Consider the following 16,569-nt stretch of genomic DNA (forward strand, 5'->3'; position numbering starts at 1 on the left):
GTATCCACACCCTGTGTATGTCCACCGGCTGGAACTGGTCGACTTCCGCTCGTACGAGCGGGTCGCCGTCGACCTCCAGCCGGGGGCGAACGTCCTGATCGGCGCCAACGGCGTCGGCAAGACGAACCTCGTCGAGGCGCTGGGCTACGTGGCGACCCTGGATTCGCACCGGGTCGCCACGGACGCGCCACTGGTCCGGATGGGCGCCTCATCGGCGGTGATCCGCTGCGCGGTGGTGCACGACGGCCGTGAGCTCCTGGTCGAGCTGGAGATCGTGCCCGGCAAGGCCAACCGGGCCCGACTGGGCCGCTCCCCGGCGCGACGGGCCCGGGACGTGCTGGGCGCGCTGCGGCTGGTGCTCTTCGCGCCGGAGGATCTGGAGCTGGTCCGGGGCGACCCGGCCGAGCGCCGCCGCTACCTGGACGACCTGCTGGTCAACCGGCAGCCCCGGTACGCCGGCGTGCGGGCCGACTACGAGCGGGTGGTCAAGCAGCGCAACGCCCTGCTGCGGACCGCGTACCTGGCCCGCAAGACCGGCGGGTCCCGGGGCGGCGACCTCGGCACCCTCGCCGTCTGGGACACCCACCTCGCGCAGCACGGCGCGGAGCTGTTGGCCGGCCGGCTGGAGCTGGTCGCCGCGCTCACGCCGCACGTTTCCAAGGCTTACGACGCGGTGGCCGCCGGGCGCGGTGCCGCGGGCATCGCCTACCGGCCCTCGATCGAGCTGGCCGAGCCGACCACCGATCGTGGCGTGTTGGCGGCCGCGCTGACCGCCGCGCTCGCCGCGTCCCGCTCCGCCGAGATCGAACGGGGCACCACCCTGGTCGGCCCGCACCGCGACGAGCTGGCGCTGAGCCTCGGTCCGCTGCCCGCCAAGGGGTACGCCAGCCATGGCGAGTCCTGGTCGTTCGCGCTCGCGCTGCGACTGGCCGGGTACGACCTGCTGCGCGCCGACGGCATCGAGCCGGTGCTGGTGCTCGACGACGTCTTCGCCGAGTTGGACACCGGTCGCCGGGAGCGGCTGGCGGAACTGGTCGGCGGCGCGAGCCAGCTGCTGGTCACCTGCGCGGTGGACGACGACGTGCCGGCCGCTCTGCGCGGCGTCCGCTACCAGGTCGGCGAGGGGACGGTACGCCGTGTCGGATGAGCCAGGGCCCGCCCGTCCCGACGCTGGCGGCGATGACCGGCGGGCCGGCGATGCCGCGTCGGCGCGTACCCCGGGGTCGAAGGCGACCGGGGGTGGCGACGGCGGTGGGCAGCCGGACGCCGCCACCGGGCCGGAACTGGCCCGGGCGGTGCTCGACGCGGCGTTGTCCCGGCGGCAGGCGGCGGCCCGCGCCCGGCGTACCCCAGGGGGTGGCGGGGGTGGCGACGGCGGCTCCGGGCGGCGTCTGCGCGGCTACTCCGGCCCGGGCCCCGACCCGCGCGACCCGCAGCCGCTCAGCGTGGTGCTGAACCGGTTGGTGAAGGCGCGTGGCTGGCAGCAGCCGGCGGCCGAGGCCACAGTGTTCGGCGCCTGGGAACGGGTGGTGGGCGCGGAGGTCGCCCAGCACAGCCGGCCGGTCAAGCTGGAGAACGGCGAGCTGACCGTGGAGGCCCGCTCGACCGCCTGGGCGACGCAGCTGCGGCTGCTCGCCGGTTCGCTGCTCAAGCAGATCGCCCGGGAGGTCGGCCACAACGTGGTGCGCAAGCTGCACATCCACGGCCCGGCCGCGCCGTCCTGGTCGAAGGGGCCGCGTCGGGTACGCGGCCGGGGGCCGCGGGACACCTACGGCTGAGCGAGCGCTTCAGTCGCGCCGGTGGGCCTCCTTGGCGGCCCGCTTCCGTTCGCGCTGTTCCCGGGTGTAGCGCTTGCGCTCCTCCAGGTCTCGCTTCCACATCTCGCGGGCCTCGGCGGAGCCGCCCTGCACCGCGCCCTGCACGCCCTCGGCGGGGCCGGTGAGGTTTCGGAAGGTCCAACGCATGAACCGGCCGCCCTCGCCCGCGGACCTGGTGGCCGCCTCGTCCTCGCTCATCTGCCGCCCTCTCCTGCGTGTGTGCCGTCGCTCCGCCCATCGCCCGGACGGATGATTGGCGCACCAATGGTTGGTGTACCAGTCGCCTGTACGATAACCACCGTGCTTGGGGAGGGCAACCGATGAGTGAACGACCGGACGGCGTCGACCCTCTGGCGCTGGAGCAACAGGTCTGCTTCGCCCTCTCGATGGCGGCGCGCAGTGTCGTGGCCGTCTATCGGCCGCTACTGGAACCGATGGGCCTCACCCATCCGCAGTACCTGGTGATGCTGGCGCTCTGGCAGCACGCGCCGCTGTCCGGCCGTGACCTCAGCCGGCTGTTGCAGCTCGACCCGGGCACCCTGTCGCCGCTGCTCAAGCGGCTCGAAGCCGCTGGCTACCTACGCCGTGAACGGGACACCGCCGACGAACGCAGCCTCGCCGTCACCCTGACCGACAGCGGCGCGGCGCTGCGCAGCCGGGCCGAGCTGATCCCGGCCGCGATCGTGCAGCGGCTCGGGCTGCCACTGGAGGACCTGCGACACCTGCACGTGGTGCTGACCCAGGTGATCGCCGCGGCCAACCGTCCCGGGGGCGACGACCAGATCGCCGCCGACCCCGGACCGGCCAGTCAGGCGTCGGCGTAGACGGCGAAGCCGCGCTCGGCGCAGCGCCGGTAGAACGCTGCCAGCACACCCAGCTCGGCGCAGGTGAAGTTCCACTGCGGCGGGTCGCCGCTTTCGTCGCGCAGCGCGTCCAGCCGGCTCTCCAGCCAGCGCAGTTGTTGATCGGCCAGCCGTCCGTCGCCGAGCAGCGAGCGCAGCACCGTGCTCACCGACTCGAACGTGACGGCCTCGCCGTGCGCACGGTGGCCGGTGACGAATCGTTCGATGCCGCCGGCGATCCAGGCGCACCCATCCGGGTCGATCACCGGGTCCTCGTCCTCGGCCGCGGCGTCTGTGGCGTACAACACACCTTCGAGGCCGAGCAGTAGATCCACCAGCTCGGTGTACGCGGTCGCCCGGACGGTGCCGGTCTTCGCGATCAGCTCGGCCAGCGCCGCCGTCGGAGCGGAGATTCGCGGCAGGTCGACGATCTCGCCGAAGTCGACGAACTCGGCCGGCGCGACCGGATCGTAGAAGCGGCCGGTCCGCGGCCAGTGCACCGCGACGTTGTCCAGCCCCATCTGTCACCTCTTAAAGAGCACGTGTCGGGTCGATCGGGTCGATCGTCCCGGTTCCGGCCGCTAAAGATCAAGCCCGCTTCCGGGGCGCCGCAAACGTACGGCACGGGCGGTCCGGCCGCGACCCCCGACCCGCCCGGCCGCGGGTCAACCCGTTCCGGGGCGGCGCGTCCGATCGGAGCATGGCGTGTGGGGGGAGTCGCGGGCAATGGGGTTCTGCCGGCTACGGACTTCTCAGCCGCCTCGGTGAGGGTGCCGAGTGGTGGTTCTGTCCTCCGCGCGCAGTAGGATTGACGGTGAGACGAAGACCCGGTGCGGAGCGAGGGACGGGGCCGGTGGCCCCAGGATCATTCTCCACGTCGGGTCGAGCCGATCGCGATCCGCGGGCAACCGCGGCGACCGGCGCGTTCGACCCACTGTCCGGAAATATCCGGCACCGGTCCGCGCGCCGACGTCGCGTCCTGTCCGCCGAACCCGCGCCCGACGCGCCCTTCCGGCGCCGACGACGCGAGAAAGTGGCCGAGGGTGGCAGCGCAGGACAAGCAGGAGTACGGCGCAGAGTCGATCACCGTTCTCGAGGGGCTGGAGGCGGTTCGCAAGCGGCCCGGTATGTACATCGGGTCCACCGGCGAACGTGGTCTGCACCACCTCGTCTGGGAGGTCGTCGACAACGCGGTCGACGAGGCGCTGGCCGGATACTGCGACACCATCGACGTCGTGCTGCTCGCCGACGGCGGGGTCCAGGTCACTGACAACGGCCGTGGCTTCCCGGTCGACCTGCACCCGAAGCTCAAGAAGCCGGGCGTCGAGGTCGCACTGACCGTGCTGCACGCGGGCGGCAAGTTCGACGGCAAGGCGTACGCGGTCTCCGGTGGTCTGCACGGCGTCGGCGTCTCCGTCGTGAACGCGCTCTCCACCCGGATGGCCGTGGAGATCCACAAGTCCGGTTTCGTGTGGCGGCAGCAGTACAACAACTCCAAAGCCGGCCCACTGGACAAGGGTGAGACCACCGACCGCAGCGGCTCGACGGTCTCCTTCTGGCCCGACCCCGACGTCTTCGAGACCGTCGACTTCGACTTCCAGACCATCTACCGACGGCTCCAGGAGATGGCCTTCCTCAACCGTGCCCTCCGCATCCACCTGCTCGACGAGCGGGTGGCCGAGGAGGAGGACGGCCGCCAGCGTGAGGTGACCTTCCTCTACGAGGGCGGCATCGCCGACTTCGTCCGGCACCTCAACGCCTCGAAGAACCCGATCCACAAGACCGTGGTCGAGTTCGGCGCCGAGGAGGAGGGCATGTCGCTCGAGATCGCCATGCAGTGGAACGAGTCGTACGGCGAGTCGGTCTACACCTTCGCCAACACGATCAACACGCACGAGGGCGGCACCCACGAGGAGGGCTTCCGGTCCGCGCTGACCAGCGTGGTCAACCGGTACGGCACCGACAAGAAGTTGCTCAAGGGTGACGAGAAGCTCTCCGGCGAGGACATTCGGGAAGGGCTCGCCGCGATCATCTCGGTCAAGCTGGCCAACCCGCAGTTCGAGGGCCAGACCAAGACCAAGCTCGGCAACACCCCGGTGAAGAGCTTCGTGCAGCGGGTCTGCAACGACCGGCTGGTCGACTGGTTCGACCGCAACCCGGCCGAGGCCAAGATGATCATTCAGAAGGCCTCCCAGGCTGCTCGTGCCCGGATCGCCGCGCAGCAGGCGCGCAAGCTGGCCCGCCGCAAGTCGCTGCTGGAGTCCGGCTCGATGCCGGGCAAGCTGGCCGACTGCCAGTCCACCGACCCGCGCGAGTCCGAGGTGTTCATCGTCGAGGGCGACTCGGCCGGTGGCTCGGCCAAGCAGGGCCGGGACCCGCGGACCCAGGCGATCCTGCCGATCCGCGGCAAGATCCTCAACGTGGAGAAGGCCCGCATCGACCGGGTGCTGAAGAACAACGAGGTCCAGGCGCTGATCACCGCGCTGGGCACCGGCATCCACGACGATTTCGACATGGAGAAGCTGCGCTACCACAAGGTGGTGCTGATGGCCGACGCGGACGTCGACGGCCAGCACATCCAGACGCTGCTGCTCACCCTGCTGTTCCGGTTCATGCGCCCGCTCGTCGAGATGGGCCACGTCTACCTGGCCGCCCCGCCGCTCTACAAGATCAAGTGGAACAAGAAGGGCGACGACGCGCAGTACGCCTACTCCGATCGTGAGCGGGACGGGCTGATCGCGCTGCGCCAGCAGAAGAAGCCGAACGCCAAGCCGGACGACATTCAGCGGTTCAAGGGCCTCGGCGAGATGAACTATCCCGAGCTGTGGGAAACCACGATGAACCCGGCAACGCGTACTCTGCGTCAGGTCACGCTCGACGACGCGGCGACCGCCGACGAGTTGTTCAGCGTGCTGATGGGTGAGGACGTCGAGGCGCGCCGGTCGTTCATCCAGCGCAACGCCAAGGACGTGCGGTTCCTGGACATCTGACGGAGCTCGGCGGGTCGGCCGGGGTGAACCCGAGCGACCCGCCGATCCACAGAGTTATCCACAGCTTGGCCAGTATCCACAGCCGTTATCCACAGCACGAAAACGACTCTGAGTCTGATAAGGGTATACAGTGACCGATTCTCCCGAGTCCACACCGAACGAGCCTGAGGTCCCCGCCGAGGCCATCGCCGCCGTGGTCGCGCACGACCGGATCGAACCGGTCGGGCTCGAGGTGGAGATGCAGCGCTCCTACCTCGACTACGCGATGAGCGTCATCGTCGGTCGTGCGCTCCCGGACGTCCGGGACGGGCTCAAGCCGGTGCACCGCAAGATCCTCTACGCCATGTTCGACTCGGGCTACCGGCCGGACCGCGGCTACGTGAAGTGTTCCCGGGTCGTCGGCGACGTGATGGGCCAGTTCCACCCGCACGGCGACTCGGCGATCTACGACGCGCTGGTCCGGATGGCACAGCCCTGGTCGCTGCGGTATCCGCTGGTCGACGGCAACGGCAACTTCGGCTCTCCGGGTAACGACCCCGCCGCCGCCATGCGATACACCGAGTGCAAGCTCGACCCGCTGGCCATGGAGATGCTGCGGGACATCGACGAGGACACCGTCGACCTGCAGGACAACTACGACGGCCGGGCCAAGGAGCCCACCATCCTGCCGTCGCGGATCCCCAATCTGCTGGTGAACGGCTCAGAGGGCATCGCGGTCGGCATGGCCACCAAGATCCCGCCGCACAACCTGCGGGAGATCGGTGCGGCGGTGCAGTGGTGCCTGGAGCACCCGGAGGAGGACGAGGAGACCACCCTCGAAGCCCTGCTCGGCATCGTCAAGGGTCCGGACTTCCCGACCCACGGCCTGATCGTCGGCACCACCGCGATCCAGGACGCGTACCGCACCGGTCGCGGCTCGATCCGGATGCGCGCGGTGGTGGAGGTCGAGGAAGACAAGCGGGGCCGGCCCTGCCTGGTCGTCAGCGAGCTGCCCTACCAGGTCAACCCGGACAATCTCGCCGAGCGGATCGCGGAGCTGATCAAGGAGGGCAAGCTCGCCGGGATCGCCGACATCCGCGACGAGTCCTCCGGTCGTACCGGCATGCGGATCGTGCTCGTGCTCAAGCGCGACGCGGTCGCCAAGGTCGTGCTGAACAACCTCTACAAGCACACCCAGCTCCAGGAGACCTTCGGCGCCAACATGCTGGCTCTGGTCGACGGGGTGCCGCGCACGCTCAACCTGGCCCAGTTCATCCGCTACTACGTCGAGCACCAGGTCGACGTGATCCGCCGGCGGACCGCGTTCCGGCTGCGCAAGGCCGAGGAGCGGGCGCACATCCTGCGTGGTCTGGGCAAGGCACTGGACGCGCTGGACGAGGTGATCGCCCTGATCCGGCGGTCGCCGACTGTGGACGACGCCCGGCAGGGCCTGATCCGGCTGCTGGAGATCGACGAGATCCAGGCGACCGCGATCCTGGACATGCAGCTGCGCCGGCTGGCCGCGCTGGAGCGGCAGCGGATCGTGGACGACCTGGCCAAGTTGGAAATCGAGATCGCCGAGTTCAAGGACATCCTCGCCAAGCCGGAGCGGCAGCGAAAGATCGTCTCGGAGGAGCTCGGCGAGATCGTCGCCAAGTGGGGCGACGACCGGCGTACGCAGATCATCCCGTTCGACGGCGAGGTCTCGATGGAGGACCTCATCGCCCGGGAGGACGTGGTCGTCACGATCACCCGGACCGGGTACGCCAAGCGGACCAAGGTCGATCTCTACCGCTCGCAGCGGCGGGGCGGCAAGGGCGTCAGCGGCGCCACGTTGCGGCAGGACGACATCGTCAGCCACTTTTTCGTATGCTCCACCCACGACTGGATCCTGTTCTTTACGAACAAGGGACGCGTCTACCGGGCGAAGGCGTACGAGTTGCCGGAGGCCAGTAGGGTAGCCAAGGGCCAGCACGTGGCCAACCTGCTCGCCTTCCTGCCGGACGAGCAGATCGCGCAGATCATCGAAATCCCGAACTACCAGGTAGCCCCCTATCTGGTACTGGCCACGAAGAACGGCCTGGTGAAGAAGACGCGGCTCGAGGAGTTCGACTCCAACCGTTCCGGCGGAATCATCGCGATCAACCTGCGCGATGAGGACGAGCTGGTCGGTGCTGCGCTGGTTGCGCCGGAGAACGACCTGCTGCTGGTCTCCAAGAAGGCGCAGGCGATCCGGTTCAACGCCTCCGACGAGGCGCTGCGGCCGATGGGTCGCGCCACCTCCGGCGTGATCGGCATGCGCTTCACGGACGACGACGTCCTGCTCGCCATGGAGGTCGTTCGGGAGGGCCTGGACGTTCTGGTGGCCACGAACGGGGGATACGCGAAACGTACCCCGATCGAGGAATACCCGGTGCAGGGCCGGGGAGGTAAGGGCGTGTTGACTGCGAAGATCACCGAGCGGCGCGGTGGTCTGGTCGGCGCTGTGGTGATCGACCCGGACGACGAGCTGTTCGCGATCACCAGCAACGGTGGTGTCATCCGGACTCCGGTGAAGCCTGTACGCCGTACGCGTGACCGGAACACAATGGGGGTCAAGCTGATGGACCTCCCGGACGGCGTGACTATCGTGGCCATTGCTCGCAATGCCGACGAACCCGACGAACAGGACTAGTTGAATGACGGAGACACAGGCGAAGTCGGGGAACACGGGGACCTCGGCCAACCCGGTCGACGAGGAGGCCGCCAAGGGCGGCACACCAGCGACCGGCCGCGCGGCCGTGGGCCGGGCAACGGTCCCCGCCGACGCGCCTGCCCCGAAATTCACCCGGGCTCCCGGCATGACACCCCCGCCGGACCAGCCCGGTGAGGACGGTGGGTCGGGCGACAAGACCGAGGCGTCCGGCGTCGAGGCGCCGGCGTCCACCGACTCGCCTCCGGTGGCGGCGACCCCGGCCCGTCCCACGACCACCCAGCCGATCAGTGTCCGGCCCGGCGAGGCGGCATCCGCCGGGGCTGCCGGGACCGCCGGCACCCAGCCCCGGATCACGCCCGGCATGACCCAGCCGCAGCCGGACGGGGGGCGTGCCACCGGCACCAGCCGCCCGGCCAGCGGCGGCGGTCTGCCGCCGGGAATCGGCAACGCCTCGGCGGTCGGGGCGGCCCGGGTCGGTGACGCGGTACGCGCAGCGCGTACCTCGGTCAGCTCGGCGGCGTCCCGCGGACCGCGCCGGGCCCGGCTGAACCTGAAGCGGATCGACCCCTGGTCCGTGATGAAGTTCGCGTTCGCCGTCTCGGTGGTGCTCTTCATCGTCGTGGTGGTCGCCACGTCGGTGCTCTACCTGGCGCTGGACGCGATGGGGGTGTTCCAGAGCGTCAACGACAGCCTGAGCGACCTGGTGAACGCCGGCGGGGGGCAGAGCACCAGCGGCTTCCAGATCACCGCCAAGGGCGTGATCCTCAGCTCGGCGCTGATCGGTCTGGTCAACGTGGTGCTCTTCACCGCGCTGGCCACGCTGGGAGCGTTCGTCTACAACGTCTGCGCCGACCTGGTTGGCGGGATCGAGTTGACCCTCGCCGAGCGGGACTGAGGCAATCGGGACGCCGGGGCACCGCGAAATGCGGTCGCTCCGGCGTCCCGTACCCAGGTAGGTTCTGCAGGTGTCAACGGCCCGGCTCGCGGGCCCGGACCCCGATTTGGGGCCGGCTGAGCGGATGGGTTAACCTTGCTCGTCGCAACACGGGGCTATAGCTCAGTCGGTTAGAGCGCAGAGCTGATAACTCTGAGGTCGCTGGTTCGATTCCAGCTAGCCCCACCGCACGTCGTCCGACGGTAGTCGAGCGCGAGGGGTGGCCCCAATGTTCAAGAAGCTGCTGATTCTGGCCGGCGTCGTCGGCGTGGCCGCCGTCGTGTTCAACAAGGTCAAGGCCTCGAACGACGAGCGCGCCCTGTGGCACGAGGCGACCACCGCGCCCGACCTGCGCTGACGTCCGGCGCAGCGGCGAACGATCGGCGACGCCGCAGCCGCCCACGGGGCCCTAGCTCAACTGGCAGAGCACTGCCTTTGCAAGGCAGGGGTTAGGGGTTCGAGTCCCCTGGGCTCCACCACACCATTCGGCCTGGTCACGGCCTGTCTTCCTCTTCTGTCGGCTCGCCGTCGGATTGAGGACCATCTTTGGCCGTCAGCGGATCGTCAGCAGAACCGCCGAAGACCCTGCGCACCGACTCGTGGAAATCCGCCGGCGTGTGCGTGTAGCGGTTGAGCGTGGTGGACGCCTGCTCGTGGCCCATCACCGCCTGAACGATGTTGACCGGGACTCCGCCGGACACCAACCACGTTGCGTAGCAGTGCCGCAGATCGTGGAACCGCAGGCCGCCCGCCGCCTTGGTCGCCACGCAGTCGACCGCTTCCCGCTCGGTCGTGACCTCCGCCGACCACTCCGCACCCTCGCGGTCAGACCAGGTGGCGCGGAACTTGAACGGCCCGACCTCGGCGACCTGGCCGAGAAGCCCAGCGCGAACAAGTGACGGCCGCCAGACCTGGCGACGGAAGTTGCTGCGCAACATCGAGCCGCCCTCGTAGTTGGTGAGGACCCGATCATCTGGAGAGTGCGCGACCAGCTCGCGATGGCGTCGGAGCGCCTGTTCCAGGAACGGAGCCAGCGGCACGCTCCGCCGGCTCTTGGCTGACTTCGGGTACGGCTTGTCGAACAGGTGACCATCGACCTCGATGACGACCCTCTCGACAGCCAGGGTCGACGCGTCGAGATCAACGCAGCCCCACCGAAGGCCCAGGCACTCGCCCCATCGCAGACCAGCACCGGCCGCAGCAGCGACGAGAGCGCGATGCCACTCGGGGACCGCCGGTAGGAGCCGATCCATCACGTCGGCTTGAGAGATGGTCTGCACTCCCCCAGCCCGCTTCCGCTGGGCCGGGAGGCGGACACCCTCGCAGGGGTTGAACGCGATCAGGCGGCTCCGGACGGCCGAAGCAAGGATCGAGGAGAACAGGCTGAAGCACGAGGCGACGGTGGCGGGCGCAACCTGCTTACCCAGTTGGGTCACCCACTCCTGCACGGCAAGGTGATCGATTTTCCCGAGCTGCCAACCGCCCCAGTACGGCAGCAACCGCGCCCGCAGGCGAGAGGACCAGGCCGCGAGGGTGGTCGCCTCCACCGACCGGGACGACAGCCAGCGATCCGCGTAGGCGCTGAACTTGGTTCGGCCGGCGCTCGGATCAACGTAGGCGCCGCGAGACAGCGATGCCTCAGTCTCAGCGAGGAAGGCCGACGCCGCTCGCTTGGTACGGAAAGTCTTGGCCTTCTGCCGCCCTGTGGCGTCGCGCCAGTTAGCCCGGAAGGTGCCGGCAGGGGTTTTGACGATGTGGCCCATCAGCGCCTCCCACCAATGCCGGTGCCGGTGCCGGTGGCGGCAGGTTCGGTGACGGCGTCCAGCCACGCATGGAACCGGTTGCGTGGGATGACCCACCGCCCACCGAGGCGGGTGGCGGGGATGGTGCCGTCCCGGACGAGTGCGTAGGTGCTCCCGAGCGAGATGCCCAGCAGCTTGGCGACTTCCCGGACCGTGTAGGTGACCGGCTCGACGACGACCGCCCCAGTGCGAGGGACAAGCCGAACAACGGGGCTGGGTCGGGCGGTGGTGCTCATGACGGGGTGACCTCCTCAGGTCTGTCGGAGTCAGGCGGCAGCCGGCGCGGTTCCGGCGGGGGTGGTGGCGAGTTCGTGGGCGAGTTCTTCGCGGCCGGCGGCGTGTCGGGCACGCGCCATGGCGGCGGCGGTGTTGGCGAGCAGGGCGTCTCCGGTGGTGTGCCAGCCGACTCCGGCGAAGGTAAGAGTGCCGACGATCAGGGTGGTGTCGTCGAGGTGGTCGACGGCCCGGAGGGTGCCGGGTTGCTCGTCGGCCTGGTCCTGGTGCTCGTGTCGGCGGAAGCTGACGCGGGTGTCGCGCAGGAGTTGGAAGGTGACGGAGTAGCGGCGGGATTTGGTGAGGAAGTGGCCGCCGTAACCGAGCATGTGCGCCCATCGCCGCAGCCGGGCATAAGGGTTGGTCGTCGCTGGTTTCGTCGGTTCGGCGTCAAGGTTGGCTTGACGGTGGGCGACGCAGACGGGGCAGGCGGCATAACGGGTGTGGGTGCCGCAGTCGGGGCACTCCCAGCGCTGGACGAAGCCGGGCCGAGGCCGGTGGTCGCGGGGCCGTTGGGACAGCGGCACGGGTGTGCCGGTGGGTCGGCCGATGCGCCAGCAGGCGTCGATGAGGCGGGCGGTGTGGTCGCCGTCGGGGTCGGCGTAGTCGCCGATGGTGTCGGCGTCGAGCCTGACGGAGCGGTGCCCGGTTACCTCGGTGCTTTTGGTGGCGTACTTGGCAAGGTAGCCGGCGACCAGGCTGTCGGTGACTTCTCCCGCGCCGCTGGTGGTGATGGGCTCCAGGTCGAGTTGCTCGCCCCAGGTGATTGGCCAGCCGTCGGGCCGGTCCGGGTGTGGTGGGGTGGCGAAGACGACCTGCGCGGCGGCGTGCCGTAACGCGTCGACCAGGTCGTCGACGGTGAAGCAGGACGGAGGCGGAACGATCGCGTCTGGGTCGGCGGGGTTGACGCCGTCGAGGCGGGCGATGGCGTGAAAGTGGACCGCTGCCCGAGCTTGAAGCTCAGCGACCTTCCCGGGTGAGAGCCGGACCGGGGCGACTTTGCGGGTGTTGCCGGAGGAGGTGACCACCTCGACGGAGGGGATGCCGCGTTGCCGGGCGAGGTGGGCGAGGTGGCGTTCCGCGGCTTGCTTGGTGCGGTGCCAGAGCTTGCCGGAGAACACGTTCCAGACGACCTGGTGGTCGTGGTCGTAGCAGTCCAAGCACAACGGCCGCCCGATCACCAGGTCGCCGGTCTCGTGACGTGCCCAGCACACGGCCGGGCGACCGTGGGCGCAGAGGCCGGCGGTGGGGTCGGTGGCGCGGCGGGCGTGGCACGGTTCGGCGCGGCAGTCGCAGCGTTTGCGGTTGGCGCAGGTGTGCCGTTTGACCGCTCGGGCGTGCACGGTGCCGAAGGTAGGAGCGGTGAAGGTGGCGAACACCGCTGGATGCGCGGCGACGGTTTCGGGGATGCCTTTGCCGCCGACGAGGCCGGCGCGCAGAAGTTGGTAGGCGTCGCGTTGGTAGGTCTGGGCGCAGGCGGGACAGACAGCCGCGCGTCGGTTGCCGCACGCCTTGTAGATCGCGGCGTCGGGCATGGCGTCGGTGTGCCGGGCGTCGAGGAGCCGCCCGGTGGTGGGTTCGACGGTGAGGAGTTGGCCGGCGAGGCGGATGGGGCGGCTACAGCCGGCGGCGGCGCGGACGTGTTCCAGCCAGCCGAAATAGTCGGGGTGCTGGGCGCGGGTGAAGGCGGAGCCGGCGGCGGTGTAGCCGACATACGGGGTGGTGGTGTCGGCGTTCGAGCCCACACCCCGGGCCGAGGCTCGGGGTGTGAGGTCCAGCGTCGAGACCATCAGGCAGCCTCAGTGAGGTGCCGGGTGGTGATGGTGTGTTGGGTGACGATGATGCGGCAGGCGCCGCACTGGCGGTCGGCCGGTTCGTGCCGGTGACACGCGATGGTGGCGGTCGTTTCGCCGCAGCGGATGGTGACCGGAGTCCGGCAGAGGCCGCCGGGGATGACGTCGATGACGGTGCGCCGGGTGTCGTAGGGGTGCGCCTCAGCAAAGGCCGGGCAGGTGTGGAGGGTGTATTCGATGTCGACGACGTGGATGGTCATCGGGCACCACCGACCGGGGTGCCGTTAACGGCCGTGTGGCCGGTGATGGTGTGCAGCAGTTCCCGGGCGATGTCCGGGGTGACCGAGAGCAGGGCGGCGAGTTCATCGGCGGTGATGGGTCGGCCAGTGCTCTGCTCATGGCGTCCGATGACGAACCGAGCGGTGGGCATCAGGTGCGCCGGGACCTCCGGCCGGGCGACCGGGATTGGTGTGAACGGGGGTGCCGTGATGGGTGCCGGCTGGGTGTCGACGACTGGAGCAGGTTCCGGCGTGGTGTCGACGGTCGGCGGGGTGCCCGGGGTGTCGGTCGGTTCAGCGGCCGGTGCCGTCGTGAGGTTATTGACGGCGGTGAGGAGGGCGGCGGCTTCGGCTTGGATGGCGGCGAAGTCGGGGCGGATACGTCCGGCGACGAGTTCGACGCCGATGACGAGGACGACGACCAGGGCGAAGACCAGGCGCAGGCCGAGGCTGCCCGGGGAGGCGAAGTTGATGGTGGCCGACAGCATGGCGGCGGCGGCGAAGACGACCAGCGCTCCGCGTTTGGCGTCCTTGGCGATGCCGGAGGTACGCACCACGGTCAGCATCGACACCATCGCGGCGTCGAAGATCAGCGGCACCAGGTAGGCGAAGTAGCCGGCGTTCTGCGCCCACAGGTAGTGGGCCTGGTGCAGGTAGCTGGTCAGCAGCGCACCGAGGAGAACGAACCGGTTGTACCGCTTGATCGAGCTGATCGCCTTGAGCATCGTGGGCACGGCGTTGCGGGCGTACTCAGCGGCGAACTGCTCGGTGACGACGGCGGGGTCAGTGGTGGCCATGGGGAGTCACCTCCGTGACGTGGTCGCGGTCGACCAGGCCGACAACGCCGGAGCAGCCGAGGCAGAACAGCGGGGACAGGCCGATCACGGCCATGCTGTTCAGGAAGCAGGGCATGCAGGTGAAGTCGGCCGGGAACAGTCCTTCGCCCTCACAGATGCCGCAGACCGGCAGGCAGGCGGGGCAGGGCGTGAAGACGGGGCCGAGGATGTCGTGGATGCCGGCAGGGGTGTTCTGCTCGATGCACCACAGGCAGGAGTCAGCAAGGTTGAAGCTCACGACGGGTTCCCTTCGTGGCAGTCGAGGCATTCGCCGTAGCGGCGGGGGATGTAGTAGGGCTTGACCTGGGCGCAGACGCGGCAGGTCCGGCGGGCACGCAATGCTTTGTTGATCGCCTCCCGCTGAGCCGGGGTGGCGGTGCGCTTCGGTGCGGCCATGTCGAGGCGGTAGAGGTAGGCGACCCGACGGTTCTTGCGGTGCCGCCAATAGATCTGCGCGATGGGGTCTTGGCCGTTGGGGCGAAGGCCGGCGGCACGGAGCTGCCGCACGGTGGCCAGGCCGTCCGGGGCGCAGTGGTAGGGGAAGGTGGGGAACCCGTAGCGGGTGCCGAGCGGGTCGTAGAACTCGACCCGGATGCCGGTGCGGTCGGCCAGGTTGTCAAGGTCGACGCTGCGAAGGTCGGTCATGGCTTGTCTCCCCAGCGCTGCTGGGCGGCCTGCTTGGAGATGCCGAGACGGGAGCCGATCTCCGCCCAGGAGTAGCCGAACGCACGAAGGCCGATCACGGCCTCACCGATGGCGTCGTCGATCACCGATGAGAGGGCGACCAGGTCGCGCAGTGCTTCAACGTCACCGGTGGCGACGCGGCGGCCGTGAGCGCGGATGATCCGGCGGCCGAACGCGGCGAACTCGTCGTTCTCGACCACATTGCGGCGCTTCTGTCGAGGCAGGTTCGGCGTCAAGGGCTTCTTGACGGCGCTCATCGGTTTCCGCCCCCCTGGGTGTGGAGGGAGTCCCACCGGTCAGCGGCGGCGTTGAGGGCGTGGATGACCTCGGCGATGGTGCGTCCGGGGCGGTCGTTCCATCCGAACAGCTCGGACGATGCGGTGAAGCCGAGGTAGTCGAGCAGCGCGTACGCGGCGGCGCGGTAGTCGCCGCACTCGGGCCGGGTGGTGAAGAACGGCAGTTCAGTGGCGACGCCGTAGGCGGCCATGCCGATAGCGCCGGAGATGCAGGCGCGGGGGGTGAGGGCGTCGAAGACGATCGTGTAGTAGTCGCCCTGGGTCCAGCCGTGCCGGAGCAGGTAGAGGGCAGACATCCGCAGCAGGTCAGCGGGGGTGACCTGTGCTGCGGTGGGTGGGTTGTGGGTAGCCTTCATGGCAGCCACGTCCTTTCGGGGCTGTTGGTGGGAGGTCGGCAGGACCAGCTCTGCTGCCAGGCGAAATCTGGTCCTGTCGGCCGTTCTTGTTGGTGGTCAGCAGCCGGGGCAGTGGCGTTTGCCGCTGCCGGTGGAGCCGCGCAGGGCGGCGAGGATGAGCGCGGCGACGGCCAGGAGGCCGGCGATGATGGCCGCGTGGTCGGCCAGGAACGCCACCAGGTAGGCGACGGCGGCGATGACACCGGCCAACACGGTGCCGGCGGCGGTGGTGATGGCGATGACCCGCCGGGTACGACGGACGCGACGGGGCCGGGCGCGGTCGGTGATGTGGGTGCGCGGGGAGGTGACCCGCACCGGACGAGGGCCGGCGGTGGTGTCGACCAGGCGCAGGGCGACCCGGATACGCGGGTCGGTGGGCGACACGGGCCGGGGTGCGGTCATCGAGACCAGGGTTCCGGCGCTGTGGTGGTTGCGGATGACGTTGGCGACCTGTTCGGGCAGGCCGATCAGGGTGTGGTCGCGGTAGCCGATGGCGGTCATGCGGCGATCTCCCAATCCATGCGGGAGCCAGCCGGGACGCTGCTGCCGCCGGTGGGGCGGCGGGTCCAGGCGGCGTAGTCGGCGATGTTGTAGATGTCGGTGTCGGTGAGGTAGGCGGCCTTGATGCGGCGGGGCACGCCGCCTTCGGCCAGGAGGTAGGCCGCGCCCTGATTGGTGGGTGAGATGTCGGAGGCGGTGTAGCCCTGCTCGGCCCAGCCTTGGCCAAGGATGATGTTCGAGCTGTTCAGCGAGGTGCAGCGGAACGCGGCCCGGTAGCCGAACAGGTCCCGCAGGCTGGCGGGGATGATGTCCCACGACGGCCGCTGAGTCGCGGCGACGACAGGCATGCCGCAGGCCCGGCCTAGATGATCAATTCCAAGGGGTCGCCGCGCGCTCGTAAGGTGGTTTCGCTCCGGCCAGACCGGCCTGCGAGAGTGTGGCCATGAGTGACGTC

General features: G+C 69.6%; 19 protein-coding genes, 2 tRNA genes and 1 pseudogene. 9 read left to right on the forward strand and 13 right to left on the reverse strand.

Annotation, left to right across the window (positions count from 1 at the left end; translation table 11 throughout):
• Nucleotides 1-13 precede the first annotated feature (13 nt).
• Both recF and ACWD6N_RS32315 read left to right on the forward strand, forming a co-directional pair.
• A complete protein-coding gene (gene recF, locus ACWD6N_RS32310; protein ID WP_354967090.1) occupies nucleotides 14-1,147 on the forward strand; it encodes a DNA replication/repair protein RecF in 1,134 nt (377 codons plus the stop codon).
• Nucleotides 1,137-1,778: a DUF721 domain-containing protein gene (locus ACWD6N_RS32315; protein ID WP_354967089.1), complete on the forward strand. Its 642-nt coding sequence runs from the start codon at nucleotides 1,137-1,139 to the stop codon at nucleotides 1,776-1,778. Before recF ends, ACWD6N_RS32315 begins: the two co-directional genes overlap by 11 nt.
• Before the next feature lie 9 nt (nucleotides 1,779-1,787).
• On the opposite strand, the gene ACWD6N_RS32320 is transcribed toward ACWD6N_RS32315, so the two are convergent.
• On the reverse strand, nucleotides 1,788-2,015 hold the full coding sequence (locus tag ACWD6N_RS32320) for a hypothetical protein (protein WP_354967088.1): 228 nt from the start codon (nucleotides 2,013-2,015) through the stop codon (nucleotides 1,788-1,790).
• A 122-nt stretch (nucleotides 2,016-2,137) separates the two neighbouring features.
• On the opposite strand from ACWD6N_RS32320, the gene ACWD6N_RS32325 reads away from it, so the two are divergent.
• Nucleotides 2,138-2,641: a MarR family winged helix-turn-helix transcriptional regulator gene (locus ACWD6N_RS32325; RefSeq protein ID WP_450005867.1), complete on the forward strand. Its 504-nt coding sequence runs from the start codon at nucleotides 2,138-2,140 to the stop codon at nucleotides 2,639-2,641.
• Here ACWD6N_RS32325 and ACWD6N_RS32330 read toward each other — a convergent pair.
• Nucleotides 2,626-3,180 carry a hypothetical protein gene (locus ACWD6N_RS32330; protein WP_354967086.1) on the reverse strand — a complete coding sequence of 185 codons (555 nt, stop codon included), beginning with the start codon at nucleotides 3,178-3,180 and terminating at the stop codon, nucleotides 2,626-2,628. The two genes, ACWD6N_RS32325 and ACWD6N_RS32330, sit on opposite strands and share 16 nt — an antisense overlap.
• 522 nt (nucleotides 3,181-3,702) lie before the next feature.
• Between ACWD6N_RS32330 and gyrB the strand changes: the two genes are divergently transcribed.
• The 6 genes from gyrB (at nucleotide 3,703) to ACWD6N_RS32360 (ending at nucleotide 9,736) form a co-directional block, all read left to right on the forward strand.
• Nucleotides 3,703-5,649, forward strand: coding sequence for a DNA topoisomerase (ATP-hydrolyzing) subunit B (gyrB, locus tag ACWD6N_RS32335; RefSeq protein WP_450005869.1), 1,947 nt, complete (start codon nucleotides 3,703-3,705; stop codon nucleotides 5,647-5,649).
• A gap of 130 nt (nucleotides 5,650-5,779) precedes the next feature.
• Nucleotides 5,780-8,302 carry a DNA gyrase subunit A gene (gene gyrA, locus ACWD6N_RS32340; protein WP_354967084.1) on the forward strand — a complete coding sequence of 841 codons (2,523 nt, stop codon included), beginning with the start codon at nucleotides 5,780-5,782 and terminating at the stop codon, nucleotides 8,300-8,302.
• Between the two features lie 4 nt (nucleotides 8,303-8,306).
• Nucleotides 8,307-9,218 carry a DUF3566 domain-containing protein gene (locus ACWD6N_RS32345; protein WP_387324876.1) on the forward strand — a complete coding sequence of 304 codons (912 nt, stop codon included), beginning with the start codon at nucleotides 8,307-8,309 and terminating at the stop codon, nucleotides 9,216-9,218.
• Between the two features lie 151 nt (nucleotides 9,219-9,369).
• A tRNA-Ile gene (locus ACWD6N_RS32350) sits at nucleotides 9,370-9,443 on the forward strand.
• A gap of 43 nt (nucleotides 9,444-9,486) precedes the next feature.
• The gene (locus tag ACWD6N_RS32355) at nucleotides 9,487-9,615 is read left to right on the forward strand and encodes a DLW-39 family protein (protein ID WP_208869723.1); all 129 of its coding nucleotides are present in this window, start codon (nucleotides 9,487-9,489) and stop codon (nucleotides 9,613-9,615) included.
• Nucleotides 9,616-9,660: 45 nt separating this feature from the next.
• Nucleotides 9,661-9,736 (forward strand) — tRNA-Ala (locus ACWD6N_RS32360).
• A gap of 15 nt (nucleotides 9,737-9,751) precedes the next feature.
• Here ACWD6N_RS32360 and ACWD6N_RS32365 read toward each other — a convergent pair.
• The 11 genes and pseudogenes from ACWD6N_RS32365 to ACWD6N_RS32415 all read right to left on the reverse strand — a co-directional run.
• A complete protein-coding gene (locus ACWD6N_RS32365) occupies nucleotides 9,752-11,020 on the reverse strand; it encodes a tyrosine-type recombinase/integrase (RefSeq protein ID WP_450005871.1) in 1,269 nt (422 codons plus the stop codon).
• On the reverse strand, nucleotides 11,020-11,295 hold the full coding sequence (locus ACWD6N_RS32370; RefSeq protein WP_450005873.1) for a helix-turn-helix domain-containing protein: 276 nt from the start codon (nucleotides 11,293-11,295) through the stop codon (nucleotides 11,020-11,022). The genes ACWD6N_RS32365 and ACWD6N_RS32370 overlap by 1 nt, the downstream gene beginning before the upstream one ends.
• A 30-nt stretch (nucleotides 11,296-11,325) precedes the next feature.
• On the reverse strand, nucleotides 11,326-13,122 hold the full coding sequence (locus tag ACWD6N_RS32375; protein WP_450005875.1) for a replication initiator: 1,797 nt from the start codon (nucleotides 13,120-13,122) through the stop codon (nucleotides 11,326-11,328).
• The gene (locus ACWD6N_RS32380) at nucleotides 13,122-13,385 is read right to left on the reverse strand and encodes a hypothetical protein (RefSeq protein WP_450005877.1); all 264 of its coding nucleotides are present in this window, start codon (nucleotides 13,383-13,385) and stop codon (nucleotides 13,122-13,124) included. Before ACWD6N_RS32380 ends, ACWD6N_RS32375 begins: the two co-directional genes overlap by 1 nt.
• The gene (locus ACWD6N_RS32385) at nucleotides 13,382-14,200 is read right to left on the reverse strand and encodes a DUF2637 domain-containing protein (protein ID WP_450005879.1); all 819 of its coding nucleotides are present in this window, start codon (nucleotides 14,198-14,200) and stop codon (nucleotides 13,382-13,384) included. Before ACWD6N_RS32385 ends, ACWD6N_RS32380 begins: the two co-directional genes overlap by 4 nt.
• The gene (locus ACWD6N_RS32390; protein WP_450005881.1) at nucleotides 14,187-14,477 is read right to left on the reverse strand and encodes a hypothetical protein; all 291 of its coding nucleotides are present in this window, start codon (nucleotides 14,475-14,477) and stop codon (nucleotides 14,187-14,189) included. Before ACWD6N_RS32390 ends, ACWD6N_RS32385 begins: the two co-directional genes overlap by 14 nt.
• A complete protein-coding gene (locus ACWD6N_RS32395; RefSeq protein WP_450005883.1) occupies nucleotides 14,474-14,884 on the reverse strand; it encodes an RRQRL motif-containing zinc-binding protein in 411 nt (136 codons plus the stop codon). The genes ACWD6N_RS32390 and ACWD6N_RS32395 overlap by 4 nt, the downstream gene beginning before the upstream one ends.
• Nucleotides 14,881-15,180 carry a hypothetical protein gene (locus ACWD6N_RS32400; protein WP_354967075.1) on the reverse strand — a complete coding sequence of 100 codons (300 nt, stop codon included), beginning with the start codon at nucleotides 15,178-15,180 and terminating at the stop codon, nucleotides 14,881-14,883. The genes ACWD6N_RS32395 and ACWD6N_RS32400 overlap by 4 nt, the downstream gene beginning before the upstream one ends.
• Entirely contained in the window at nucleotides 15,177-15,575 is a 399-nt protein-coding gene (locus ACWD6N_RS32405) for a DUF6197 family protein (RefSeq protein ID WP_354967074.1), read from the reverse strand. The genes ACWD6N_RS32400 and ACWD6N_RS32405 overlap by 4 nt, the downstream gene beginning before the upstream one ends.
• Before the next feature lie 96 nt (nucleotides 15,576-15,671).
• Nucleotides 15,672-16,115: a hypothetical protein gene (locus ACWD6N_RS32410; protein WP_450005886.1), complete on the reverse strand. Its 444-nt coding sequence runs from the start codon at nucleotides 16,113-16,115 to the stop codon at nucleotides 15,672-15,674.
• Nucleotides 16,112-16,492: pseudogene (locus ACWD6N_RS32415) on the reverse strand (FtsK/SpoIIIE domain-containing protein); the annotation flags it as partial. The pseudogene ACWD6N_RS32415 and the gene ACWD6N_RS32410, both read right to left, overlap by 4 nt.
• Nucleotides 16,493-16,569 lie beyond the last annotated feature (77 nt).

This window comes from Micromonospora sp. NPDC005163, assembly GCF_053599835.1.

Coding starts and splice junctions, on each gene's coding strand:
- ACWD6N_RS32320 (WP_354967088.1), bottom strand. CDS start 2,015: ATGAGCGAGGACGAGGCGGCCACCAGGTCCGCGGGCGAGGGCGGCCGG.
- ACWD6N_RS32325 (WP_450005867.1), top strand. CDS start 2,138: ATGAGTGAACGACCGGACGGCGTCGACCCTCTGGCGCTGGAGCAACAG.
- ACWD6N_RS32330 (WP_354967086.1), bottom strand. CDS start 3,180: ATGGGGCTGGACAACGTCGCGGTGCACTGGCCGCGGACCGGCCGCTTC.
- ACWD6N_RS32345 (WP_387324876.1), top strand. CDS start 8,307: ATGACGGAGACACAGGCGAAGTCGGGGAACACGGGGACCTCGGCCAAC.
- ACWD6N_RS32355 (WP_208869723.1), top strand. CDS start 9,487: ATGTTCAAGAAGCTGCTGATTCTGGCCGGCGTCGTCGGCGTGGCCGCC.
- ACWD6N_RS32365 (WP_450005871.1), bottom strand. CDS start 11,020: ATGGGCCACATCGTCAAAACCCCTGCCGGCACCTTCCGGGCTAACTGG.
- ACWD6N_RS32370 (WP_450005873.1), bottom strand. CDS start 11,295: ATGAGCACCACCGCCCGACCCAGCCCCGTTGTTCGGCTTGTCCCTCGC.
- ACWD6N_RS32375 (WP_450005875.1), bottom strand. CDS start 13,122: ATGGTCTCGACGCTGGACCTCACACCCCGAGCCTCGGCCCGGGGTGTG.
- ACWD6N_RS32380 (WP_450005877.1), bottom strand. CDS start 13,385: ATGACCATCCACGTCGTCGACATCGAATACACCCTCCACACCTGCCCG.
- ACWD6N_RS32385 (WP_450005879.1), bottom strand. CDS start 14,200: ATGGCCACCACTGACCCCGCCGTCGTCACCGAGCAGTTCGCCGCTGAG.
- ACWD6N_RS32395 (WP_450005883.1), bottom strand. CDS start 14,884: ATGACCGACCTTCGCAGCGTCGACCTTGACAACCTGGCCGACCGCACC.
- ACWD6N_RS32400 (WP_354967075.1), bottom strand. CDS start 15,180: ATGAGCGCCGTCAAGAAGCCCTTGACGCCGAACCTGCCTCGACAGAAG.
- ACWD6N_RS32405 (WP_354967074.1), bottom strand. CDS start 15,575: ATGAAGGCTACCCACAACCCACCCACCGCAGCACAGGTCACCCCCGCT.
- ACWD6N_RS32410 (WP_450005886.1), bottom strand. CDS start 16,115: ATGACCGCCATCGGCTACCGCGACCACACCCTGATCGGCCTGCCCGAA.